Genomic DNA, 18291 nt, shown 5'->3' with positions numbered 1-18291 from the left:
TTACATTCCACCTGAAACATTAAGCGCTTCGCCAGTTATAGCCGTTGCATCCTTTGAAGAAATGAAATATACACTATCTGCAATTTCTTCAGCTGTAATAAAACGTTGCATTGCTTGTTTCGGATACACAATTTCGTTTAATGCCTCGGCTTCAGTCATACCTCTACTTTCTTCAAGATCTTTTAATTGTTTCACCAGTAAAGGTGTTTTCACTGGTCCTGGTAAAATGGCATTTACTGTAATCCCATATGCAGCACCTTCAAGTGATGCTACTCGTGTTAAACCAATAACACCGTGCTTCGCAGCGACATATGCCACTTTTTCTGGTGTTGCCAGCTCACCATGTACGGAAGAAATATTAACTATACGGCCATGTTTTTGCTTTTTCATATACGGAAAAACATATTTCGTCATTAAAAACGGGCCTTTTAGCATGACATTTTGAAGTAAATCCCACTTTTCTTCTGGAAAATCTTCAATTCTAGCACGGTATTGTAGGCCTGCATTATTCACCAATACATGAAGTTCATGATTTTCACAAATACTATTTATTACATGTTGGATTGAACTGGCATTTGAAACATCTAGTTCAACCGCTTCAACCTTTCCAGGATATAAGTCTGCCACTGCTTGTGCAGCTTCTATCTTTAAATCTGCAGCAAAGACATAATCGCCTTCTGTTACAAACTTTTTCACCATTGCTGAGCCTAGACCTCCACCTGCACCAGTCACTAAAATATTACGCATGTTCCATCCCCCTTTGAATAGTAGTAAATGTTTTTAGCTGTTGAATTAACGAACGATCACGCTCGATTACATATTCATCTAGACCTTTTCCAGGATAATCAAAGAAACCTTTAGAAGACTTTACACCAAGGTAGCCTTGTTCAGTTTTATCATTAATCACACTATACGAACGAACTTTTGATTCAATTGCAGGCTGTAATTGATCTAATACTATTCCCCAGACGTCCAATCCACCAAAATCAATAATCTTCAATAATCCACTAGATGCAAATCGGAAACCTGGGCCTGCGAAGATTGCTTTTTCTAAATCCTGTTCAGAAACTACACCGTCTTCTAACAATGCTAATGCTTCACGTGCTAATGCTACTTGAATACGATTGGCTACTAGCCCTGGTACCTCAACTTGAACTTTAATGGTCACTTTGCCCACTTGTTGCATTAATGCGTCAACTTCATCATACGTCTCTTGTTTTGTATCAGGACCTTTTAGTAGCTCCACAAGCGGTACAATATGAGCAGGGTTAAAGAAATGTGTTAACATCACTTTATCTTTCCGCTTCTCTACATAACGAACAATTTCTGAAAGTTTTAGGCTGGAAGTATTTGAGGTTAATATTGTATGTTCAGCACAAACCTCATCAAGTCTTTTAAAAATTTCCTGCTTGAGCTCTAGATTTTCCGTGGCAGATTCTATGACCAAATCACAAGTAGCAAGCTCTTCGATTTTTGTAGTAAAGGTTAAACGATCCGTAATGGTATGATCCGAATCTGCGAACACTGTCCCCTCCTCCCTGAAAATCGTCAAATAGGTTTTCAGTTTTTCACTAGCTAATTGTAGAGATTCTTCGTTAATATCTTGTAAAATAACAGGCATTCCATTTGTGATAAATTGAAAAGCAATACCAAACCCCATTGTTCCTGAACCTATAATTCCTATTTTTTGAATCATCTTTCTTCCCCCTTAAGAATTAATATAATAAAATTGCTGCTATTAGCATTGGAATACTTGCAATTAATGGCGCAATAACCGAAACGACAAAGATATGTTTATAAGCATCTTTATGGGTTAACTTTGAAGCTACTAAAATTGTAATAACAGCTCCATTATGTGGTAGCGAGTCTAGACCGCCCGAGGCAATTGCGGCTACTCTATGCATAGCATCAGGATTTAACCCCATTTTCAAGTAAGTTGATGAAAGGGCTTCCATTGCAATTCCTAGTCCACCACTTGAAGACCCCGTGATGCCAGCAAGCGCCGTTGTTGCTAGGAAAAGTGATATAAGCGGACTACCTGGAATTTGTGCCATCGCTTCATTAAAAATACTAAAACCTGTCGTAATCGCTATTACTGAACCATAGCCAACATCCGCACTCGTATTAATAATAGGTAGCACTGCTGATACAGCACCTTCGTTAAGCGAATTTTTCTTCACTTCAATATATTTCCAAAATAAGACGGTTGTTAATAATACAACACCCATTAGTGTGTAAATGATTTCAACCTTGAAGATATTCAGCGCGACTAACAAGGCAATTGGCGGAACTAAACTAAGAATTGCATTTGGTAATGTACGCCCCTCATAAATATCTTTAATACCTTCCTTACCATTATGATCAGGGTTTGTCATCCCCGCATAAGTTTCCTTGCGCTGTTCTGAACGTTTTAATGCAAATTTCATATACCATAGGTTTATCGCAATAACGAAAACTGCTGCGATAATCCCTAATAATGGAGCTGCCGTAACCGTTGTACCAAGATAGTTTGTCGGGATAATATTTTGTACAGAAGGTGTTCCTGGTAACATCGTCATTGTAAAGGTTCCGATACCTGTAAAAAATGCTGCCATAAATAGATGCCACGGAATATCTAACTCTTTAAATAACGGCTTCGCAATTGGTAATACTGCAAAAATAACTACGAATAAACTTATGCCGCCATACGTTAAGAACGCACAGATAACCATAATTGCTACTAACACTTTATATTTACTATCTTTTCCGATAATTCGAAGTAGTAGATTAGCGATTTGACGAGCTGCACCACTATCATCCATTAGCTTACCGAACATCGCCGCAAATAAGAAAATTAGAAAATAATTTCGAACGTAATTGATAAAGCCAGTCATATACGTTTCTTGGAACGTTTCTAAAATCGGAAACCCATTCGTCACCATAACGAATAAACTTACAACTGGAGCAATAATGATAATACTAAATCCTCTTAGTGCTAATACGATTAATAGAATTAATGAAATTGTAATCGTAATCAAACTCCACATAGGCTTCCTCCTTCAATTAGATACTAATTTTCCGTTTTAATGGTAATCCAATGCGTGATTCTAATTCTTCAAATGTTAAATCCCCATAAATATCCTTTAGAATAATCTCACCATCTTGGAATAAAAAGTTCGCATATTCCGTTATAAGTTGATTAACACGCCGTTCGCCGCTAGAATCCAACGTCAATGTTTCTACTAGTTTAGAAGAACCATTTTTGGTAAAAAGGGTACTTGCTACAATTACTTTCTTCGCACCAGCAACTAGATCCATAGCGCCCCCTACACCTAAAATTGGTTGATTGGGTACAGACCAGTTTGCAATCTCACCATAACGATCAATCTCTAGTGCTCCTAGAACAGCTACATCTACATGTTTTCCACGAATCATCGCAAATGAGAAAGCGCTATCAAAAAATGCTGCTTCTGGCGTAATAGTGACAGGAGCTTTCCCTGCATCTATTAATTCTATATCTTGCTCGTTTTCTCTCGGTGGAGGACCCATGCCGATTAACCCATTTTCAGTTTGGAAATATATTTTTTTATCTTCAATATATTTAGAGACTAGCGTTGGAATTCCCACACCTAGATTGACTACATCGCCATCTTTTAGCTCATCTGCTATATGCTTTGCAATAATTTCCCGACTATTTAGCTTCAACATAGGCTCCCCCTTGTTTGATGTACTTACTTTCAATGATGTAGTCTACAAAAATATGTGGTGTAATAATTTCTTCAGGGCTTAACTCCCCTATTTCAACGATTTCATCGACTTCCACAATGACTATTTCTGCAGCAGTTGCCATTATTGGGTTAAAGTTTCTTGCAGTTGTGTGATAAACCAAATTGCCAGCTTTATCGGATTTTGCAGCTTTAATAAGGGCAATATCTCCTTTTATGGCCTTCTCAAATAAATAACGAACACCATCAATCTCTCGAACTTCCTTTCCTTCTGCTAGCCTTGTTCCAACACCAGTGGGTGTGTAAAAACCACCAATGCCAGCACCTCCGCTTCGAATTGCCTCTGCTAAAGTCCCCTGTGGCAATAAATCAATTTTCAAATTCCCCATTGACCAAGCCTTAATAGCTTCTTTGTTAATCGTGAAAAATGAACCTATCGCTTTATCAATTTTTCCTGCTTCGAACACTTTATAAAGACCTTTGCCTTCATCCCCAAGATTATTGCTGACAACTTCATAATTTCCTGCCTCAAACTTCGCAACAGCATCTAATAATGTTAACGGTGTACCTGAAATGCCAAAACCGCCGACTAATAGACGCATAGAATCCTTAAACAAAAATTCTAGCTCTTCAGCTTTTCTTAGTTTTTCCACTTTTACTATCACTCCTTATTAGACTAGACTATAGTCTGATGATATAATGGGAATAAATAATAGTCAAACATTTTAGAAAATTCTTTCTTTAAGGAGCGAGAAACAATGGATTTAGAGAATAAAACAACAAAAGGTATTCAAACACAACTTCACATTATGAGCGTAGCCCTCGAATTATTTAAAAAGCTTGGCTACGATAATGTATCGGTGGATCGAATAGTCAAAGAAAGTAAAACATCAAAGGGGTCCTTTTATCAACATTTCCCTTCTAAATCAAGTATTTTTATGATGCGTTTTATGGAAATGGACAAAAGTTATGTACATATTTATGAGGAAATAAAGCAACAATATACTTTAGCAATAGAACGATTGGAAGCCTTCTGTCTAGCCGTATTCCGTTGTATTGAGGAAGAAATGGGAAAGGATTTAATGCGCGTTATTTACTCGGCTGCAATCATAAGTAATGAGCATACTTTTTTCACAAATGAAAATCGTAAATTGTATGTGATATTGCACCAAATAATTGAAGAAGGAAAAAAAGATAACTCCATTCGACACATTGAATCGACAGAAAAATTTTTTCAGATGATTGTACAAAGTTTGATGGGAGCCATATATTATTGGGGCTTGCAGTTAGATCATGCAAAATTAGAGGACTTAGGAAAACCTTTAATAAAACATCTCATAACAAGTCTACGAAACTAGCTAATAATTTTAAAAATAGAGACTGTGAAAAAATAAATCTTATTTTAGAAATCTGCTAGCTTTTTGAATTGTTATGCCAATATTGACATGTGTTTGCTCATATTATCTGTAATGCTGTAGGACCATAATAAAAAACTCCTCAAAATGAAGCTGCTTTGGGGAGTTAGTTTTATATTGCCTATTTTACAATAAAATTATTTTGCCATCTGTTGAGTAATTTCAAATCTTTTCTTAGTCTTGTATCTTTTGTACATATAAGAAAATAGTTTAATATATTGGCCGACAAGTATAGCGTTTAAAACCGTACCTTCTCGAATAAACATAATTTTACCTGCTAAAATCAGTCCGAAGATTAATGCTAAAGCAAGTAACGTCAAGTCAAAACACGTTTTAACATTCCCCCATTTAAATCCTGTCCTTAGCTGAACAGCATTAACGAAATTATCAATCGGCATTAGGACAACCTCCGATTGAAGCATAAGGAATACACCAAAAGCTAAAAATGCATCTCCAACAACAAGTGTTAAAAATTTGGTCCAATACTCTGGAAGTTCTAGGTAAGTAAATGTTAGAGAGAGATTAAAATCTAAACAAACTGCAAATATCGCCGATGCGACTAGTCCCATAATATGATATAGCTTAAACCCTTTTCTGTAGACTAAAAATGCTAGCACTAACATGATGCACTCTAAAATAAAATTTGCCCTTCCCTGTGTTAACCAATCAAAATGAACTACAAAAACTCGTTGAAATGCACTTTGAGGTGAAATTCCAATCCCCGCTGTTATGGCTAAACTAACACCAATTGATAAAATATAAATACCAATGATATAAACAATCCATCGTTTTATTAAACTGTTTCTATCCGATTTTAAAACGCTTTCATTTTGCATAAAAATCCTCCCTTTCCCCCTTATGAATTTCAATAGCACTGGTTAATCATTTTATATTTCGGGTAGAACATATAGCAGAAAGTGCCTCTTCGTAAAAAGTTATTTTTCACCGCATAGGAATTTTTTCGGATGTTTCACTATCAATCTTAGTTGCGGGATTTATTTGCTCTGGCTAATTAGCTGTAAGTCTTATTTCATAAGGCGGAATCGGTGTAGAGAAATAAATAGACTTAAAAGTTTATTTACGACAGGTTCACCTTCGTTGTGATTACCCATTTCTTCTAAAGCCACATCAATGGCATCCGCACTTTTAGTTAATTCATCCACAGTCATGTTCGCCATGGCGCCATAAATTTCTAGTGGCATGACACTCTTTATTGCCTTATCAACGGTTACAATACAGGCTCCTGAATATTTATCTACTTCTTTTGCACAGAAGCACATCTCGTCACTTTCTTGTCCGACGACAACGAAATATGGTGATGGAGCTGACCAGAAAGTTGCAACTGCACCTTGTTCGACATAGACACCTTTAAATAGGCCATTCACGACATGACGTTTTCCATCTGCATAACGTTGAATAACAGACAGACGGCTGAATTTTTCACCTTGATATTCTGGAACAATCTTGCCATTTACCATTGGCACCCAAATTTCTTGATGAAACTTTTCATGGCCGCGACCATATACATCGAATAAATAAACTTTTGCTTTAGTCCCATCTTCGGAAACTTCAAAAGGGACAATATCTAACTCAGACGGTGTTAAATCATTTAAACCTGGTACGCCCTTTGTACACATGGAAGAGTAATCTATCTCTACCTTCTTTAATAATTTTTTGTCTTTCGCTATCAATTCGCCATCCTTAAATACATAAAGAGGATTTATTTTTGATAGGCTGTCCGTCAAGACAATGTCTGCAAATCGTCCAGGTGTTAAAGAACCAATTTGATTTTCCATATGGTAAGATTTAGCTGTATTTAATGTTGCCATCTTGATAGCTTTAATCGGGCTAATCCCCATCTCCGTACATAGGGAAATAATCCAATCCATATGCCCCATCTTAAGCAACCTTTCAATGGAAATATTATCGGTACATAACATAAAATTATCTGTTGGAAATTTGCGGTCTACAATGGCACGAAGTAATGTTTTAATTACTTCACTGCTTCCTACACCAAACTTAATTTGGGTTGGAAAACCGTAACGAATGCTTTTCTCAATATCGTCCGCATTCCAAACGTCATGATTATTGGATGTACCGATGGCAGGCAAATAGTTTAAGATCATATCTGGAAGAGCAGTCAAGCCCCAATGCCCATTCATGAATCCCCCTTTTTCTCTTACCCAGGAAGCCTTTTGGAAGTCATCTTCATCTCCCTTACTATAGGTAAAATGTTCGAATTCACCTAACCCAATTACAGGCTCCATTTCTAATACTTCCTTTGTTATCGATGCAGCTACTTTTTTCCCTGGGGCAAATGCATATAATCTGTAGGGCAGTTTTTCATAATCTCTAAACAAACCTTGTGCCGCTTTTACACCATCTTCACCTGCTGCACTTAACAGGTCTAGTGTCTCAGCAAATATTGTCGTTGTTCCATTAGGGACCATTGCCTCGCCAAGTGCTACTGGATGTGCTAGCTGAGATTCAAAATGCAAATGTGCATCAATCAATCCTGGAATCGCATAAAGCCCTTGTCCATCAAATACATTCTTCACTTTTGTAGCTACTTCATCAGGATTTAGCGCTATAATCCGCTTATCGTAGATTAATAAAGACCCTTGAAAGATAGTTTCGCCATGCACATCCAAAATGTTTACATTTTTAATTAGGCGATCTGCTTCTTTTGTGCCGTTTAAAATGTCGTAAATATCCCGTACTTTTTCAAGATGATTTATTTCTTTTTGTTTCATAGTAACCTCTCCCTTTCATTCTCTGTTTTCTTTTTTATAAGAAGAGCATAGCTCTTAACTTATCGACAAATACTCTTTAGTTAAACGTTTAACTAATATTGAGATAGCTTGGTTAAACGTTTAACTAAACGGTACACTTACATTCTTTGAAAAGGTTAAACGTTTAACTAAAATACTGTATTCACTTTTAAATCGGTTAAACGTTTAACTAATTTGGAATTTCACTTTCATTAAAGTAGTTAAACGTTTAACCAATAGGTTTAGACTATTTCTATTGAACTTTTATAAATTCAAGAAGATTTCCGTTCAACGATAAACGGTTCCAATACAGTTACGGATTCAAACTTTTCTTTTTGAATTTCACTTAAAATAATCTCAGCACTTCTTATGCCTAATTCCTGATTTTGCAAGTCTACACAAGTTAGCTCAGGTGTAGAGATTTGCGATAATAAAGAATTACCCAAACTTAATACAGCAATATCCTCACCTATCCGAACGTCAGCTTGAACTAGCGCTTTCGTCAAATAAACCGCACTCAACTCGTTAAGCACAAAGGCACTATTAATATTATTTTGAAGAAGGATTGGCACACAATCTTTCGATAAGTCCATATTATCGTCGATTTCTATAATCATAGGCTTTTGCTTAACCTTGCTAGCTTGACTAATCCCAGCCAAAAATAAATCTAGTACATCGTTAGGTAGCTTTTTGTGAACTAAAGCCATTTGATTTTTACCTTTTGAATATAAATACTCCGCCCCTATTTTACCAGCCTTGCTCAAATCGGGGTACACAATCGGAAAACCAGCATATGGGATACATCTATTTGCATAGACAACGGGAATACCACATTCGTTTAAAAAACTAGGAATATTATCTTTAAATGATAGATCAGAAAATAAGCCAATAATGATAATTCCTGCCACCATATTTTCACGCATTAGTTGTAATATTTCATTTTCACTTATATTTAGGTTGTCTACTTCATAAATAAAGAGATTATAATGATGTTTTCCTAAAGTTTGACTGATTCCAGAAGTGATTTCTGAATAATAAAGGCTATTAATCTTTGGCAGGATTACCGCAACATTTGTAGTTTCCTTACGTTTTAATGCTTTCGCAACTATATTTGGTACATATCCCAACTCTTTAATAGCGACTTGAATTCTTTCCTCTGTTTCTTTTTTCACAACAATATTTTGATTTAAATATCTAGAAACGGTACAAGCGCTTACATTAGCATGTTCTGCAATATCTTTCAAAGTTGTCATATCCATTCTCCTTGCCTTTAGTTAATCGTTTTAGTAAAACGTTTAACCTTTAATAAACATAAAATATCACGTTAAAAGTTTAATAGCAAGAAGATTCTGTTTATTTTGTAATTTAAATTTCTAAACACCGCATATATTTCCATTAATAAAAAGACAGGACGCAAACTCGATACAAGCGAGTTTGCTTCCTGTCTTTTGTTCATGTTACATTTTTTTTAATTTTTCATATTCAAGCTGTAATTTTTCGATACGTTTTCGGCCTTCCTCGCGGTTTCTTGCTGTTTCTGCTTGGATTTGCTTTGTTTCTTGAATGCCAGCCATAATTGTTTGCCATGTAGTTTCAATTGTTTCGATTTTAATGCTTGGGCTACCAGCAGCGCGTGCAATATTAACACTGTTTTTGCTAATGTTTTCTGCATTGCGCACAAGCATTTCATTTGTGCGGCGATCTAGCTCACTCATTGAATCTGAAATAAGCTTTTGACGCTTTAATGTTACAGCGTGAATTAAACCTTGTTTAAAAATTGGAATAGTCGTTACAAATGCAGAGTTTATTTTACCAATTAAATGGTTATTACCTTGCTGCATTAGGCGAATTTGTGGAGCAGATTGGAATGATACTTGCTGTGCCATTTCTAAATCATAGCGTCGTTGCTCAAGTAATTCTACGGCACGTTGCATCGTTTCGAATTCCATTGCAGCTAGTTGGTCACCTGTTTGGGCTTTTTGCTCTAACATTGGTAACGCTGTACGAACTTCATCGGCCTTTACTTCAATTGCCGCAATAAATTTACTTAATGTTTGGAAATAGTCTAAGTTTTGGTCGTATAAATTTTCGAGGTCTATCGTATTGCGTTTCATTTCAACTTCATACTTTTGAATTTCACGGTATATTACGTCAACTTCTTTATTCATGCTGTCATATTTTGATAAAAATCGTTCTAACTGTTCTTTGCCTTTGTTAAACAGCTTTGTAAGGAAGCCTGCTTTTTTCTCTTCTGCAAAATCTTGTGGATCAAATTTATCCATCACTTTATTTAAGTTATTTAATAGTACACTGGATTCTTCAAGCTTACTAGCTTTCATTGTCGCCAACATTTTATCTGAAAAAGTAGAAATGCCATTCGCCGTTTCTTTTCCTAGCTCTAACATAGCAATTTGATCTTTTACGTCTATTTTTTGAGCAAGCGCATGAACTTCTGGGTCCTTCTTTAAAATAAGCTGGTTTTGTGCAATTTGTGATAGCTCTTGCTCAGAAACCAATGTCGGTGTTTGCACTGATTCAACATGCGTTATTGGATTCGGTTGTAAAAGTGGATTTTCAGTTGCGAATGGATCTTTTGATTTAAATAGGTCATTGTTCATTTCAGACATAAGTAATACCCCCTGCGATTAATCTCTTCTATTACATACGAATAGTAGATGAAAAAGTTTCACCTCTTTCGCGTTAGTTAAAGTTTCAGTCTAATGGAAAGACTGTTTAGCTTCATTTGCCATAAAGTCCATCATTCCTTCTTCCCAAGTATAGCTTGTTTGAACTAAAAATTCGACTGCTGTTTCTTTCTAGTGACAGGCACTCAAACAATTCTCAAACAATTTTTAAACAATTTATTAAAAAAGCAGCTACATGTATAGCTGCTTTCCATCATTCATTATGTTGTTACTTTTAATACCGTTTTGAACTTTTGAATTACGCCGCCTGTACTATATGTTAAGACGCTACGTTTATAGAATGATAAGCTAAATAAATATGCTACTATAATTGTCACAATTAAAATGCCAAGTGATAGTAATGGCTCAATTACCCCTATATCTGTCGCACCAATACGCATTGGCATCACCATTCCTGATGTGAACGGAATATAAGAGAAAATTTTAATAATAATCGTATCGGGATTACCGATGCCCGACAGCATTACATAAAAACCAATTAGGGTAATCATCATTGCAGGCATTAGCACTTGACCTGCTTCTTCAACTTTAGACACTAATGAGCCGAATAATGCACCGACAATTAAGTACAATACAATTGTTAGCAGTAAAAATAGAATTGCATACAGCACATAGCCGAGCGATAATTCCTTCACAATACTTGCCGCCATTTCCCAAATAACGCCGTCTTTTGCGAACTTTGCGTAGATTAGGAAGACTACTGCAATTATCGCCATTTGTGTCATGGCCAGCAGCAGAACACCTGCGATTTTTGCTTTAAAATGCGTAGCAGGTTTCACACTTACTAATAGCATTTCCATAGCGCGTGAGCCTTTTTCAGAAGCAATTTCAGTTGTAATCATTGATAAGAATGTGGAAATAAAGAAGTATATCAATATACCAACAGCATAGGATACCCATAGCCCAGATTGTTTTTCTTCCTCACTTTTCCCACCAGTCGTTTCTTCATTTAAATTTTTATTTGATATAATCGTTTTGGCAGCCATGATTTGCGCTGCTTGTTCTGAAGATAAAGATAGTTTTTGTACAGCGTAATGCTGCCCAGCATATTGCAATAACGAAGAAATCGTTGATTGATCATTTAATTTCAAAGGCTTAAATGTTGAAATTTCTGCATGCAACTGACCGTTCTGATCACTTACTTCCACAATAGCAGCAAGTTCCCCATCTTTTACTTTTTGCTCTAACTTCTCTATATTTGTCTCATCTTGAATAAACGCCATATCACTATTTGATACAAATATTCCGTTTAAATCGGCTGATGTATCATTAACAATCGCGATTTGCTGCGCTTCATCGTTACCAGTAAAAAGTTCCTTTATATCTGACCAAAAAATAGCAACAGACATTGCAAGTACATATAAAAGCGTCATTAAAATAAACGATTTTGATTTCAATTTTGATTTATATAATTGCTTCATTAACAAACTAAATTTCGACAACGCTGCCACCTACCTTATCTTTAAAAATTTCATCCAGTGTTAAATAGTCTAAACTAAATTTTTCAATGTACTTACCTGCAGATAAATATTGGAAAATACTTTCAGCATAATGCTCATCCTCTAGCGTTAACACCGTTTGCTCTTTTTCTACACGTACGTCTTTAACCCCTTCCAGCTTAAGTAATTCGGTTGTAGAGTAATGCGTTCGTACAGACAGCTTCGTTTTACCATACTGTTTCTTTAAATCTAATAAACTGCCAGAAAAAAGTGAAACGCCCCGCTTTAAAAGACATAAATGATCGCAAAGTTCTTCGACATTATCCATTTGATGACTTGAAAATAATATCGTTGTTCCTTGTTCTTTTAGCAGTAAAATGGCATCTTTTAGTAAGTCTTTATTAACTGGGTCGAGACCACTAAAAGGCTCATCTAAAATTAAAAACTGTGGTTTATGAATAAAGCTTGCAATTAACTGTACCTTTTGTTGATTTCCTTTGGACAACGTTTCCGCTTTATCTTTACGTTTTTCTTCTAAATCAAAACGGCTAATCCAAAAATCAATATCCTTCTGAAGCTCTGCTTTTTTCATCCCTCGTAGCTCTCCAAAAAAGTAAAGTTGCTCCTCAACTTTCATTGTAGGGAAAATGCCTCGTTCTTCGGGCAAATAGCCAAGAACATCACGGTTGATTGAATTAACGGGCTTGCCATTCCATGATATTGTGCCAGCTGTTGTTTCCTGTAAATCTAAAATCATACGGAATGTCGTTGTCTTGCCCGCCCCGTTTTGACCAATAAGTCCAAAAATCTCCCCTTTTTCAATTGTAAAATTTAAATTATCAACCGCTGTGAAATCTTTGTATTTTTTTGTGACATGCTGTAATTGTAATGTCATCCTTTATCCTCCTTACCCTTCAAATATATGTAAATCAAGTTCTAGATGCTTTTTTCGTTTTTGAATTTTTCTAATCGGTACATACATTAAAAGCCCTAAAAAGACATTCAAAAAACCAAGATTAATAGACATAAACGCTACTGGTGACGCTGTTAGCCCCGTAAATATATTGAAAAAACCTATTAAAATACTAAGAATAGCCATTGGAATAAACAGCCTACTAATTGATTTTAAATATTTTATTTTAGAAGGTGCATCTGAGTATAATTCAAATGCTCCATCAGCTGCTTCTTTACGATAATATGCCCACACACCAAATTTAGAAATGCATTCAATATTCAACGATTCTAAAAATTCGCAATAATCTTTCTTTTCACCAACTACTAATTCATTTCGATAAATATACTTTCCAGGCTCGCCTTGTTCGAATACAAAGAAGCTAATTATATTTCTTCGTAAATGCCAGCCTTGCGCAGCCATTTCATTAACCCATTTCTCTTCTTTCTCATAGTCCAAAAAGAAGCGAAATTTAATTTTTTTCATATCAACACCTCTTATAAAAAATGCGTTTTAGGCTTTTCCATTTGTTATACGGATACCATTGTCAAAAAGTTCCCTTAATCGTAAAATTTCATATTCTATTACATTTTTCCCACTTTCCGTAATTATATATTCCTTCTTACGCCCATCACCATCTAATGCTTCGATCCATTGTCGTTCCAACAATGTTTTAATAGCGCCATATATCGTGCCTGCACCAAGACGAACACGACCTTTACTCATTTCTTCAACTAATTGCATAATGCCATAGCCATGTCGTGCTTCGAATAATGCTAATAAAATATAATAAACCCCCTCTGTTAAAGGCGGATATTCCTGTGCTTGTGTCATTAAAATACCTCCCTCTATATCGCCAAACAATATATCGACTGACGATATAAATAAAATATATCAGCGCCCGATATAGTTGTCAATGACAAAACTAACGATTGATTGATTTTAAGCTATTGCTATTAGAAATTACTCATGGTAACATGTAAGTAACCACTTGCATTGGAGGTTGTTTTTTATTGACAACAAAAGAAACAGCAGAACGAATCATCGAAGCAGCGATTCAGTTAATTAGTGAAAAGGGCTACACCGCAGCGACAACGAAGGCAATTGCCGACTTAGCACAAGTCAATGAAGTAACGATTTTCCGCCACTTTGGCAATAAACAAGGGATTCTAAAAACCATTGTGGATAGATTTTCCTATAATCCTATTTTGCAAAAAATGATGCATGAAGAGGTGACATGGGATTTAGAAAAAGATTTAAACCATTTTTCAATGAAATATTTTGAATATATGATGTCCATAAAGGACCTTGTGATGATTGGTTTTAAGGAATCAATGCAATTTCCAGAAATCAGTAATGAAATAGCAACAGTTCCCCTTATCTTCAAAAATGAGTTAATTCAGTATTTCGAGGAGATGCACCATAAAGGGAAAATCCGTGAGGTCAACTTTGAAGCCGCTGCACTATCTCTTATTGCCCTGAATTTTGGTCACTTTATTTCACGAGCTCGATTAGGTACTACCGTATCTACCCTACCAACTGAAGAACTCATTAACACAAGTGTTGCAATTTTTTCTAGGGGATTAATTTCCTAGAAAAAATTTTTCTTCAAAATGCAAGTAAGCACTTACTTATAGGAGGTTTATTATGAAAGCATTACAGGCGTTATTTAACATCCGTGAAACTTATATTGGCATTTTTGTTACTATTGCTTTTCAATTAATATTTTTTACCATTTGGATGACCGCATACGACGGTATAAATGATCGAGCAGAAAATTTAACGATTGGCATTATTAGTGACGATTCATCCGTTGGTCAAGAAGTGATAAACGGATTAAAGGAATCATTGCCATTTGCAACGAAAGATTTCACTTCAATTGAACAAGCAGAAAAGGATTTGAATCAACGTCATATAAATATGATCATTCACATTCCAGCTGATTTTTCAGCTCAAATACAGGCAGGAGCAGAAGCTAACATTATTTATTCCATAAATCAAGCGAACGCAAGTCTTGCTAAAACAATGATGGAGAGCGTAGCAAAACAAGCTACAGAGGAAGTCAATCATAGTCTGTATCCTCTACAACAAGGAGAGATAATAAAGACATTTTCACAGCAGTTTTCTCAGCTACCTTTGGAACAAAATACAGCATTAAAAATTCAAGATACTGTTGCCACTACCATTATGAGTGTAAAAGACCAAACAGTTAAATCTACTATAATTAAAACAAATGAGGTCAAAGGATTTGCAGCAAATTTTGTGCCATTAATGGTCATTATTTCATCATTTGTCGGAGCAATGGTAATGATTATGCAACATCAGCAGGCAGCAGAAATCGTACAACATACTGTTTCAAAATGGTCTTTATTTTTCGCTAGACAGCTTGTAAATATTGCTGTTGCTTTTATTCTTCCATTACTAACGATTGGATTGATGCATCTATTTTCTATTTCGAGTGCGGAAAACTTTTTCACTATTTACTTTTTCCAAGCTTTCATGTTTTGGGCTTTTCTATGTTTAGCACAAGTCTTTGTTATCGTCTTTGGTAATCTTGGCATGGTCTTTAATATTTGCGCACTTTCGCTACAGCTTGTTACTTCTGGCGTACTCGTACCAAATGCTATGCTTTCAGACTTTTACCATCGCCTCGCTTCCCTATTACCAGCAACTTACGGCGCAGACGGCTACTATACAATCATTTTTGGCGGTAGCTCAGAAAGTCTAAGAAATAATAGCAGTTCGTTAGCTATTATCATTGCTGTCACACTAGTCATTGCAAGTATTGCCGTTGCCCTTAAAAAATCTAAAATAGAACAAAATCCAAGCGTGCCTAGCCTTCAGCAATAGAACAAAAAAGCTTGGACAAAATGAAAAAGTGTTTGATTGGCTATTATCAATCGAACACTTTTTTGCTAAGATTCAATTAAATACTGGAAATTATCACTGTTTAATCGGCGTTTTCCTAGATTTATCGATAATTGTCTTAACTTTCATCAAAACGTAAAATTGCCGCAAGCTGCTGATTTAGTTCAATCGCACTTTCTTTAAAATCATGACGGTACCATTCAATAATTATGCCAATAATTGCATTTGCTTGATAGGCACTATAGAAATCCGTTTTTATTTTTCCAATTTTATTTTGTGCTAAGTCTCTTTTTAATAACGATTGGATTTCATCAAATAACATATAATAATAGGTTAACGGTACATTTTTCGAAAAGACGATTCGATAAAATAGTTTAAACCGTTCTATATGATGAAAAATACGAATTGTATTTGGATCTAGCTTATTTTTAATAATAGTCGTCGATGCTACACGATATGGTTCCTCATAGGAATTATATAAATCCTCGACAATTTCCTGAAAATATTCCTCGAACAGTTTCTCTTTTTGTTCATAGTGCAAATAAAATGTACCCCTATTTACATTGGCCACACGACATATTTCAGCAATCGAGATATTTTCTAGCGGTTTATGACTTAACAAAGTAAGCAAGGCATTATGTAACGCTTGTTTTGTTTTAACTACCCGCAAATCATGAATGGTCAAAATTTTTACCCCCTTATTGTACAAATATTTTAAATGTGTTGATTACTGAACAGTTCTACGAATTCTGCATATTGAAATCGCTTACATGAGTATTATAATATTTTAATGAACACATGTTCAATACATAACCAGTGGTAATAGATGCCCATGTATCATTACTTCTGGTTAAGCATTCGGACAAAGTAACTTTGTCCTCAGGAAAATTCGATCTAATAGGAGGTCTTTTGACATGAGATTAGAAGGTAAAGTAGCAATCGTTACGGGAGCAGCTTCAGGAATGGGAAAAGCAATTGCAGAAGGTTATGCAAAAGAAGGTGCTAAAGTTGTTGTTTCTGATTTAAATTTAGACGGAGCAAAGGCTGTTGCGGATAGTATTCAAGCAAATGGCGGCACAGCTATTGCTATACAAACAAATGTCGCTTCAACTGAAGACATGCAACACTTATTTGATGAAACAAAAAGTGCATATGGTAAATTAGATATTTTAGTTAACAATGCGGGCATTATGGATGGTATGGAACCTGTTGCTGAGATTTCGGACGAGCGTTGGGATAAAGTATTTGCGGTAAACACAACTGCTGTTATGCGTTCAATGCGCATGGCAACAAAGATTTTCCTAGAGCAAGGACATGGTGTTTTCGTTAATAATATTTCTGCTGGCGGATTATATGGTGCACGTGCTGGCGCTGCCTATACAGCATCTAAACATGCGGTAGTTGGTTTAACAAAAAATACAGCATTTATGTATGCAAACCAAAACATCCGTTGTAATGGTATTGCACCAGGAGCTGTTATGACAAATATCGCTGCATCAATGACGAATATGAGCGAAGTTGGTGCGGCTCGTCAGTCACTAGGATTAGCAATCAATCCACGTGCTGGACAACCAGAAGAAATAGCTCAACTTGCTATTTTCTTAGGCTCAGATGAAGCAAGCTTTGTGAATGGACAAGTCATTGCCGTTGATGGTGGATGGACTGCTTACTAAACCCTATATAAAAAGCACGCAAAGGGACATACATGACCTTTGCGTGCTTTTTTCGAGCTTTATGCTTTTTCTGTTGCAATGCGTATGCCAATTCCAACTAACATAACGCCTGTAATTTTATTAAATATTGCCTGCACTGTCTGTTTCATAAACCATTTTCGAATAACATTCATAACGAGTATCACAATGCCTAACCAGACAATCGATAACGCGATTAAAATGCCTGCCAACACGATTAATTGAGTGTTAATATTAAAATTTGGCTGAATAAATTGTGGCATTAATGTTACATATAAAAGCAATGTTTTTGGGTTTAATAGATCTGTCGTAATGCCTTGAGTCATACAGCTAAACGATACGTTTTTTTCTCCATCTATCTCTATAGGTAGCTCCTCTTGCAACATCATATTTTGTGCTCTAGCACGCCAAGATTGAATGCCTAAATAGATTAAATAAGCAGCACCTGCATATTTTATCGTTAAAAATACGACCATTGATTTAGAAATAATCGTAGCTAGTCCTAATACAGCAAGGGTTGTCCAAACGACAAGGGCAAGAATAATCCCCACCATTGTAAAAAAGCCTGCTTTCTTTCCATGTATGATTGTATTTTTTAACACTAGCAGTGAATCCACCCCTGGCACCATAACAATCATCAATGCCACTGCTGTAAACATCCAAATCTCATGCATATGCTCACTCCTTAAAACAATACTAAGTATCATTATAAATTAAATTAAATAAATTTTCTTCATATAATATTT

At 35.6% G+C, this 18291-nt stretch carries 19 protein-coding genes; 4 read left to right on the top strand and 15 right to left on the bottom strand.

The features are described 5' to 3' along the window. The 5 genes from FH508_RS09655 to FH508_RS09635 are packed head-to-tail and all read right to left on the bottom strand — an operon-like array spanning nucleotide 1 to nucleotide 4357. Complete coding sequence (locus tag FH508_RS09655; RefSeq protein ID WP_172771123.1) at nucleotides 1–747, bottom strand: 3-hydroxybutyrate dehydrogenase; 747 nt, start codon at nucleotides 745–747, stop codon at nucleotides 1–3. Beyond that, nucleotides 740–1696: a 3-hydroxyacyl-CoA dehydrogenase family protein gene (locus tag FH508_RS09650; RefSeq protein ID WP_172771122.1), complete on the bottom strand. Its 957-nt coding sequence runs from the start codon at nucleotides 1694–1696 to the stop codon at nucleotides 740–742. Before FH508_RS09650 ends, FH508_RS09655 begins: the two co-directional genes overlap by 8 nt. 19 nt (nucleotides 1697–1715) lie before the next feature. Beyond that, the gene (locus FH508_RS09645) at nucleotides 1716–3026 is read right to left on the bottom strand and encodes a GntP family permease (RefSeq protein WP_172771121.1); all 1311 of its coding nucleotides are present in this window, start codon (nucleotides 3024–3026) and stop codon (nucleotides 1716–1718) included. A gap of 16 nt (nucleotides 3027–3042) precedes the next feature. Continuing rightward, entirely contained in the window at nucleotides 3043–3687 is a 645-nt protein-coding gene (locus FH508_RS09640) for a 3-oxoacid CoA-transferase subunit B (protein WP_172771120.1), read from the bottom strand. Then, entirely contained in the window at nucleotides 3671–4357 is a 687-nt protein-coding gene (locus tag FH508_RS09635) for a CoA transferase subunit A (RefSeq protein ID WP_255639716.1), read from the bottom strand. Before FH508_RS09635 ends, FH508_RS09640 begins: the two co-directional genes overlap by 17 nt. A gap of 105 nt (nucleotides 4358–4462) precedes the next feature. On the opposite strand from FH508_RS09635, the gene FH508_RS09630 reads away from it, so the two are divergent. Continuing rightward, complete coding sequence (locus FH508_RS09630; RefSeq protein ID WP_172771119.1) at nucleotides 4463–5062, top strand: TetR/AcrR family transcriptional regulator; 600 nt, start codon at nucleotides 4463–4465, stop codon at nucleotides 5060–5062. A gap of 194 nt (nucleotides 5063–5256) precedes the next feature. On the opposite strand, the gene FH508_RS09625 is transcribed toward FH508_RS09630, so the two are convergent. The 8 genes from FH508_RS09625 to FH508_RS09590 all read right to left on the bottom strand — a co-directional run bounded on the left by FH508_RS09625 (nucleotide 5257) and on the right by FH508_RS09590 (nucleotide 13820). Continuing rightward, nucleotides 5257–5955: a YczE/YyaS/YitT family protein gene (locus FH508_RS09625; protein ID WP_172771118.1), complete on the bottom strand. Its 699-nt coding sequence runs from the start codon at nucleotides 5953–5955 to the stop codon at nucleotides 5257–5259. 189 nt (nucleotides 5956–6144) lie between these two features. After that, nucleotides 6145–7872: an amidohydrolase family protein gene (locus FH508_RS09620; protein ID WP_172771117.1), complete on the bottom strand. Its 1728-nt coding sequence runs from the start codon at nucleotides 7870–7872 to the stop codon at nucleotides 6145–6147. Nucleotides 7873–8162: 290 nt separating this feature from the next. After that, nucleotides 8163–9143 (bottom strand): LacI family DNA-binding transcriptional regulator, encoded by a 981-nt coding sequence (locus FH508_RS09615; protein WP_172771116.1) that lies wholly within the window; start codon nucleotides 9141–9143, stop codon nucleotides 8163–8165. Nucleotides 9144–9347: 204 nt separating this feature from the next. Beyond that, the gene (locus FH508_RS09610; RefSeq protein ID WP_172771115.1) at nucleotides 9348–10517 is read right to left on the bottom strand and encodes a toxic anion resistance protein; all 1170 of its coding nucleotides are present in this window, start codon (nucleotides 10515–10517) and stop codon (nucleotides 9348–9350) included. Between the two features lie 278 nt (nucleotides 10518–10795). After that, nucleotides 10796–12046 (bottom strand): ABC transporter permease, encoded by a 1251-nt coding sequence (locus tag FH508_RS09605; protein WP_228134468.1) that lies wholly within the window; start codon nucleotides 12044–12046, stop codon nucleotides 10796–10798. Further along, on the bottom strand, nucleotides 12024–12929 hold the full coding sequence (locus FH508_RS09600) for an ABC transporter ATP-binding protein (RefSeq protein WP_172771113.1): 906 nt from the start codon (nucleotides 12927–12929) through the stop codon (nucleotides 12024–12026). Before FH508_RS09600 ends, FH508_RS09605 begins: the two co-directional genes overlap by 23 nt. A gap of 12 nt (nucleotides 12930–12941) precedes the next feature. Continuing rightward, the gene (locus FH508_RS09595; protein ID WP_172771112.1) at nucleotides 12942–13472 is read right to left on the bottom strand and encodes a DUF2812 domain-containing protein; all 531 of its coding nucleotides are present in this window, start codon (nucleotides 13470–13472) and stop codon (nucleotides 12942–12944) included. Nucleotides 13473–13499: 27 nt separating this feature from the next. After that, nucleotides 13500–13820 carry a PadR family transcriptional regulator gene (locus FH508_RS09590; protein ID WP_172771111.1) on the bottom strand — a complete coding sequence of 107 codons (321 nt, stop codon included), beginning with the start codon at nucleotides 13818–13820 and terminating at the stop codon, nucleotides 13500–13502. Between the two features lie 179 nt (nucleotides 13821–13999). Here FH508_RS09590 and FH508_RS09585 point away from each other — a divergent pair, with 179 nt between their 5' ends. Further along, nucleotides 14000–14581 (top strand): TetR/AcrR family transcriptional regulator, encoded by a 582-nt coding sequence (locus tag FH508_RS09585; RefSeq protein WP_172771110.1) that lies wholly within the window; start codon nucleotides 14000–14002, stop codon nucleotides 14579–14581. A gap of 52 nt (nucleotides 14582–14633) precedes the next feature. Further along, entirely contained in the window at nucleotides 14634–15836 is a 1203-nt protein-coding gene (locus FH508_RS09580) for a YhgE/Pip domain-containing protein (protein ID WP_172771109.1), read from the top strand. A 136-nt stretch (nucleotides 15837–15972) separates the two neighbouring features. On the opposite strand, the gene FH508_RS09575 is transcribed toward FH508_RS09580, so the two are convergent. Continuing rightward, complete coding sequence (locus FH508_RS09575) at nucleotides 15973–16539, bottom strand: TetR/AcrR family transcriptional regulator (RefSeq protein WP_172771108.1); 567 nt, start codon at nucleotides 16537–16539, stop codon at nucleotides 15973–15975. A gap of 229 nt (nucleotides 16540–16768) precedes the next feature. Here FH508_RS09575 and FH508_RS09570 point away from each other — a divergent pair, with 229 nt between their 5' ends. Continuing rightward, on the top strand, nucleotides 16769–17527 hold the full coding sequence (locus FH508_RS09570; RefSeq protein WP_172771107.1) for an SDR family oxidoreductase: 759 nt from the start codon (nucleotides 16769–16771) through the stop codon (nucleotides 17525–17527). A 59-nt stretch (nucleotides 17528–17586) separates the two neighbouring features. On the opposite strand, the gene FH508_RS09565 is transcribed toward FH508_RS09570, so the two are convergent. Continuing rightward, a complete protein-coding gene (locus tag FH508_RS09565; RefSeq protein WP_172771106.1) occupies nucleotides 17587–18219 on the bottom strand; it encodes a LysE family translocator in 633 nt (210 codons plus the stop codon). Nucleotides 18220–18291 lie beyond the last annotated feature (72 nt).

The organism is Lysinibacillus sp. CD3-6, from assembly GCF_006351725.2.
Classification (GTDB): Bacteria; Bacillota; Bacilli; order Bacillales_A; family Planococcaceae; genus Lysinibacillus.
The sequence above is the reverse complement of the archived record's forward strand: the minus strand, read 5'-3'. Positions and strand labels throughout refer to the sequence as shown.

What these genes read in the sequence shown, in the direction of transcription:
- FH508_RS09655 (WP_172771123.1), bottom strand. Translation starts at nt 747, where the DNA reads ATGCGTAATATTTTAGTGACTGGTGCAGGTGGAGGTCTAGGCTCAGCA.
- FH508_RS09650 (WP_172771122.1), bottom strand. Translation starts at nt 1,696, where the DNA reads ATGATTCAAAAAATAGGAATTATAGGTTCAGGAACAATGGGGTTTGGT.
- FH508_RS09645 (WP_172771121.1), bottom strand. Translation starts at nt 3,026, where the DNA reads ATGTGGAGTTTGATTACGATTACAATTTCATTAATTCTATTAATCGTA.
- FH508_RS09640 (WP_172771120.1), bottom strand. Translation starts at nt 3,687, where the DNA reads ATGTTGAAGCTAAATAGTCGGGAAATTATTGCAAAGCATATAGCAGAT.
- FH508_RS09630 (WP_172771119.1), top strand. Translation starts at nt 4,463, where the DNA reads ATGGATTTAGAGAATAAAACAACAAAAGGTATTCAAACACAACTTCAC.
- FH508_RS09625 (WP_172771118.1), bottom strand. Translation starts at nt 5,955, where the DNA reads ATGCAAAATGAAAGCGTTTTAAAATCGGATAGAAACAGTTTAATAAAA.
- FH508_RS09620 (WP_172771117.1), bottom strand. Translation starts at nt 7,872, where the DNA reads ATGAAACAAAAAGAAATAAATCATCTTGAAAAAGTACGGGATATTTAC.
- FH508_RS09615 (WP_172771116.1), bottom strand. Translation starts at nt 9,143, where the DNA reads ATGACAACTTTGAAAGATATTGCAGAACATGCTAATGTAAGCGCTTGT.
- FH508_RS09610 (WP_172771115.1), bottom strand. Translation starts at nt 10,517, where the DNA reads ATGTCTGAAATGAACAATGACCTATTTAAATCAAAAGATCCATTCGCA.
- FH508_RS09600 (WP_172771113.1), bottom strand. Translation starts at nt 12,929, where the DNA reads ATGACATTACAATTACAGCATGTCACAAAAAAATACAAAGATTTCACA.
- FH508_RS09595 (WP_172771112.1), bottom strand. Translation starts at nt 13,472, where the DNA reads ATGAAAAAAATTAAATTTCGCTTCTTTTTGGACTATGAGAAAGAAGAG.
- FH508_RS09590 (WP_172771111.1), bottom strand. Translation starts at nt 13,820, where the DNA reads ATGACACAAGCACAGGAATATCCGCCTTTAACAGAGGGGGTTTATTAT.
- FH508_RS09580 (WP_172771109.1), top strand. Translation starts at nt 14,634, where the DNA reads ATGAAAGCATTACAGGCGTTATTTAACATCCGTGAAACTTATATTGGC.
- FH508_RS09570 (WP_172771107.1), top strand. Translation starts at nt 16,769, where the DNA reads ATGAGATTAGAAGGTAAAGTAGCAATCGTTACGGGAGCAGCTTCAGGA.
- FH508_RS09565 (WP_172771106.1), bottom strand. Translation starts at nt 18,219, where the DNA reads ATGCATGAGATTTGGATGTTTACAGCAGTGGCATTGATGATTGTTATG.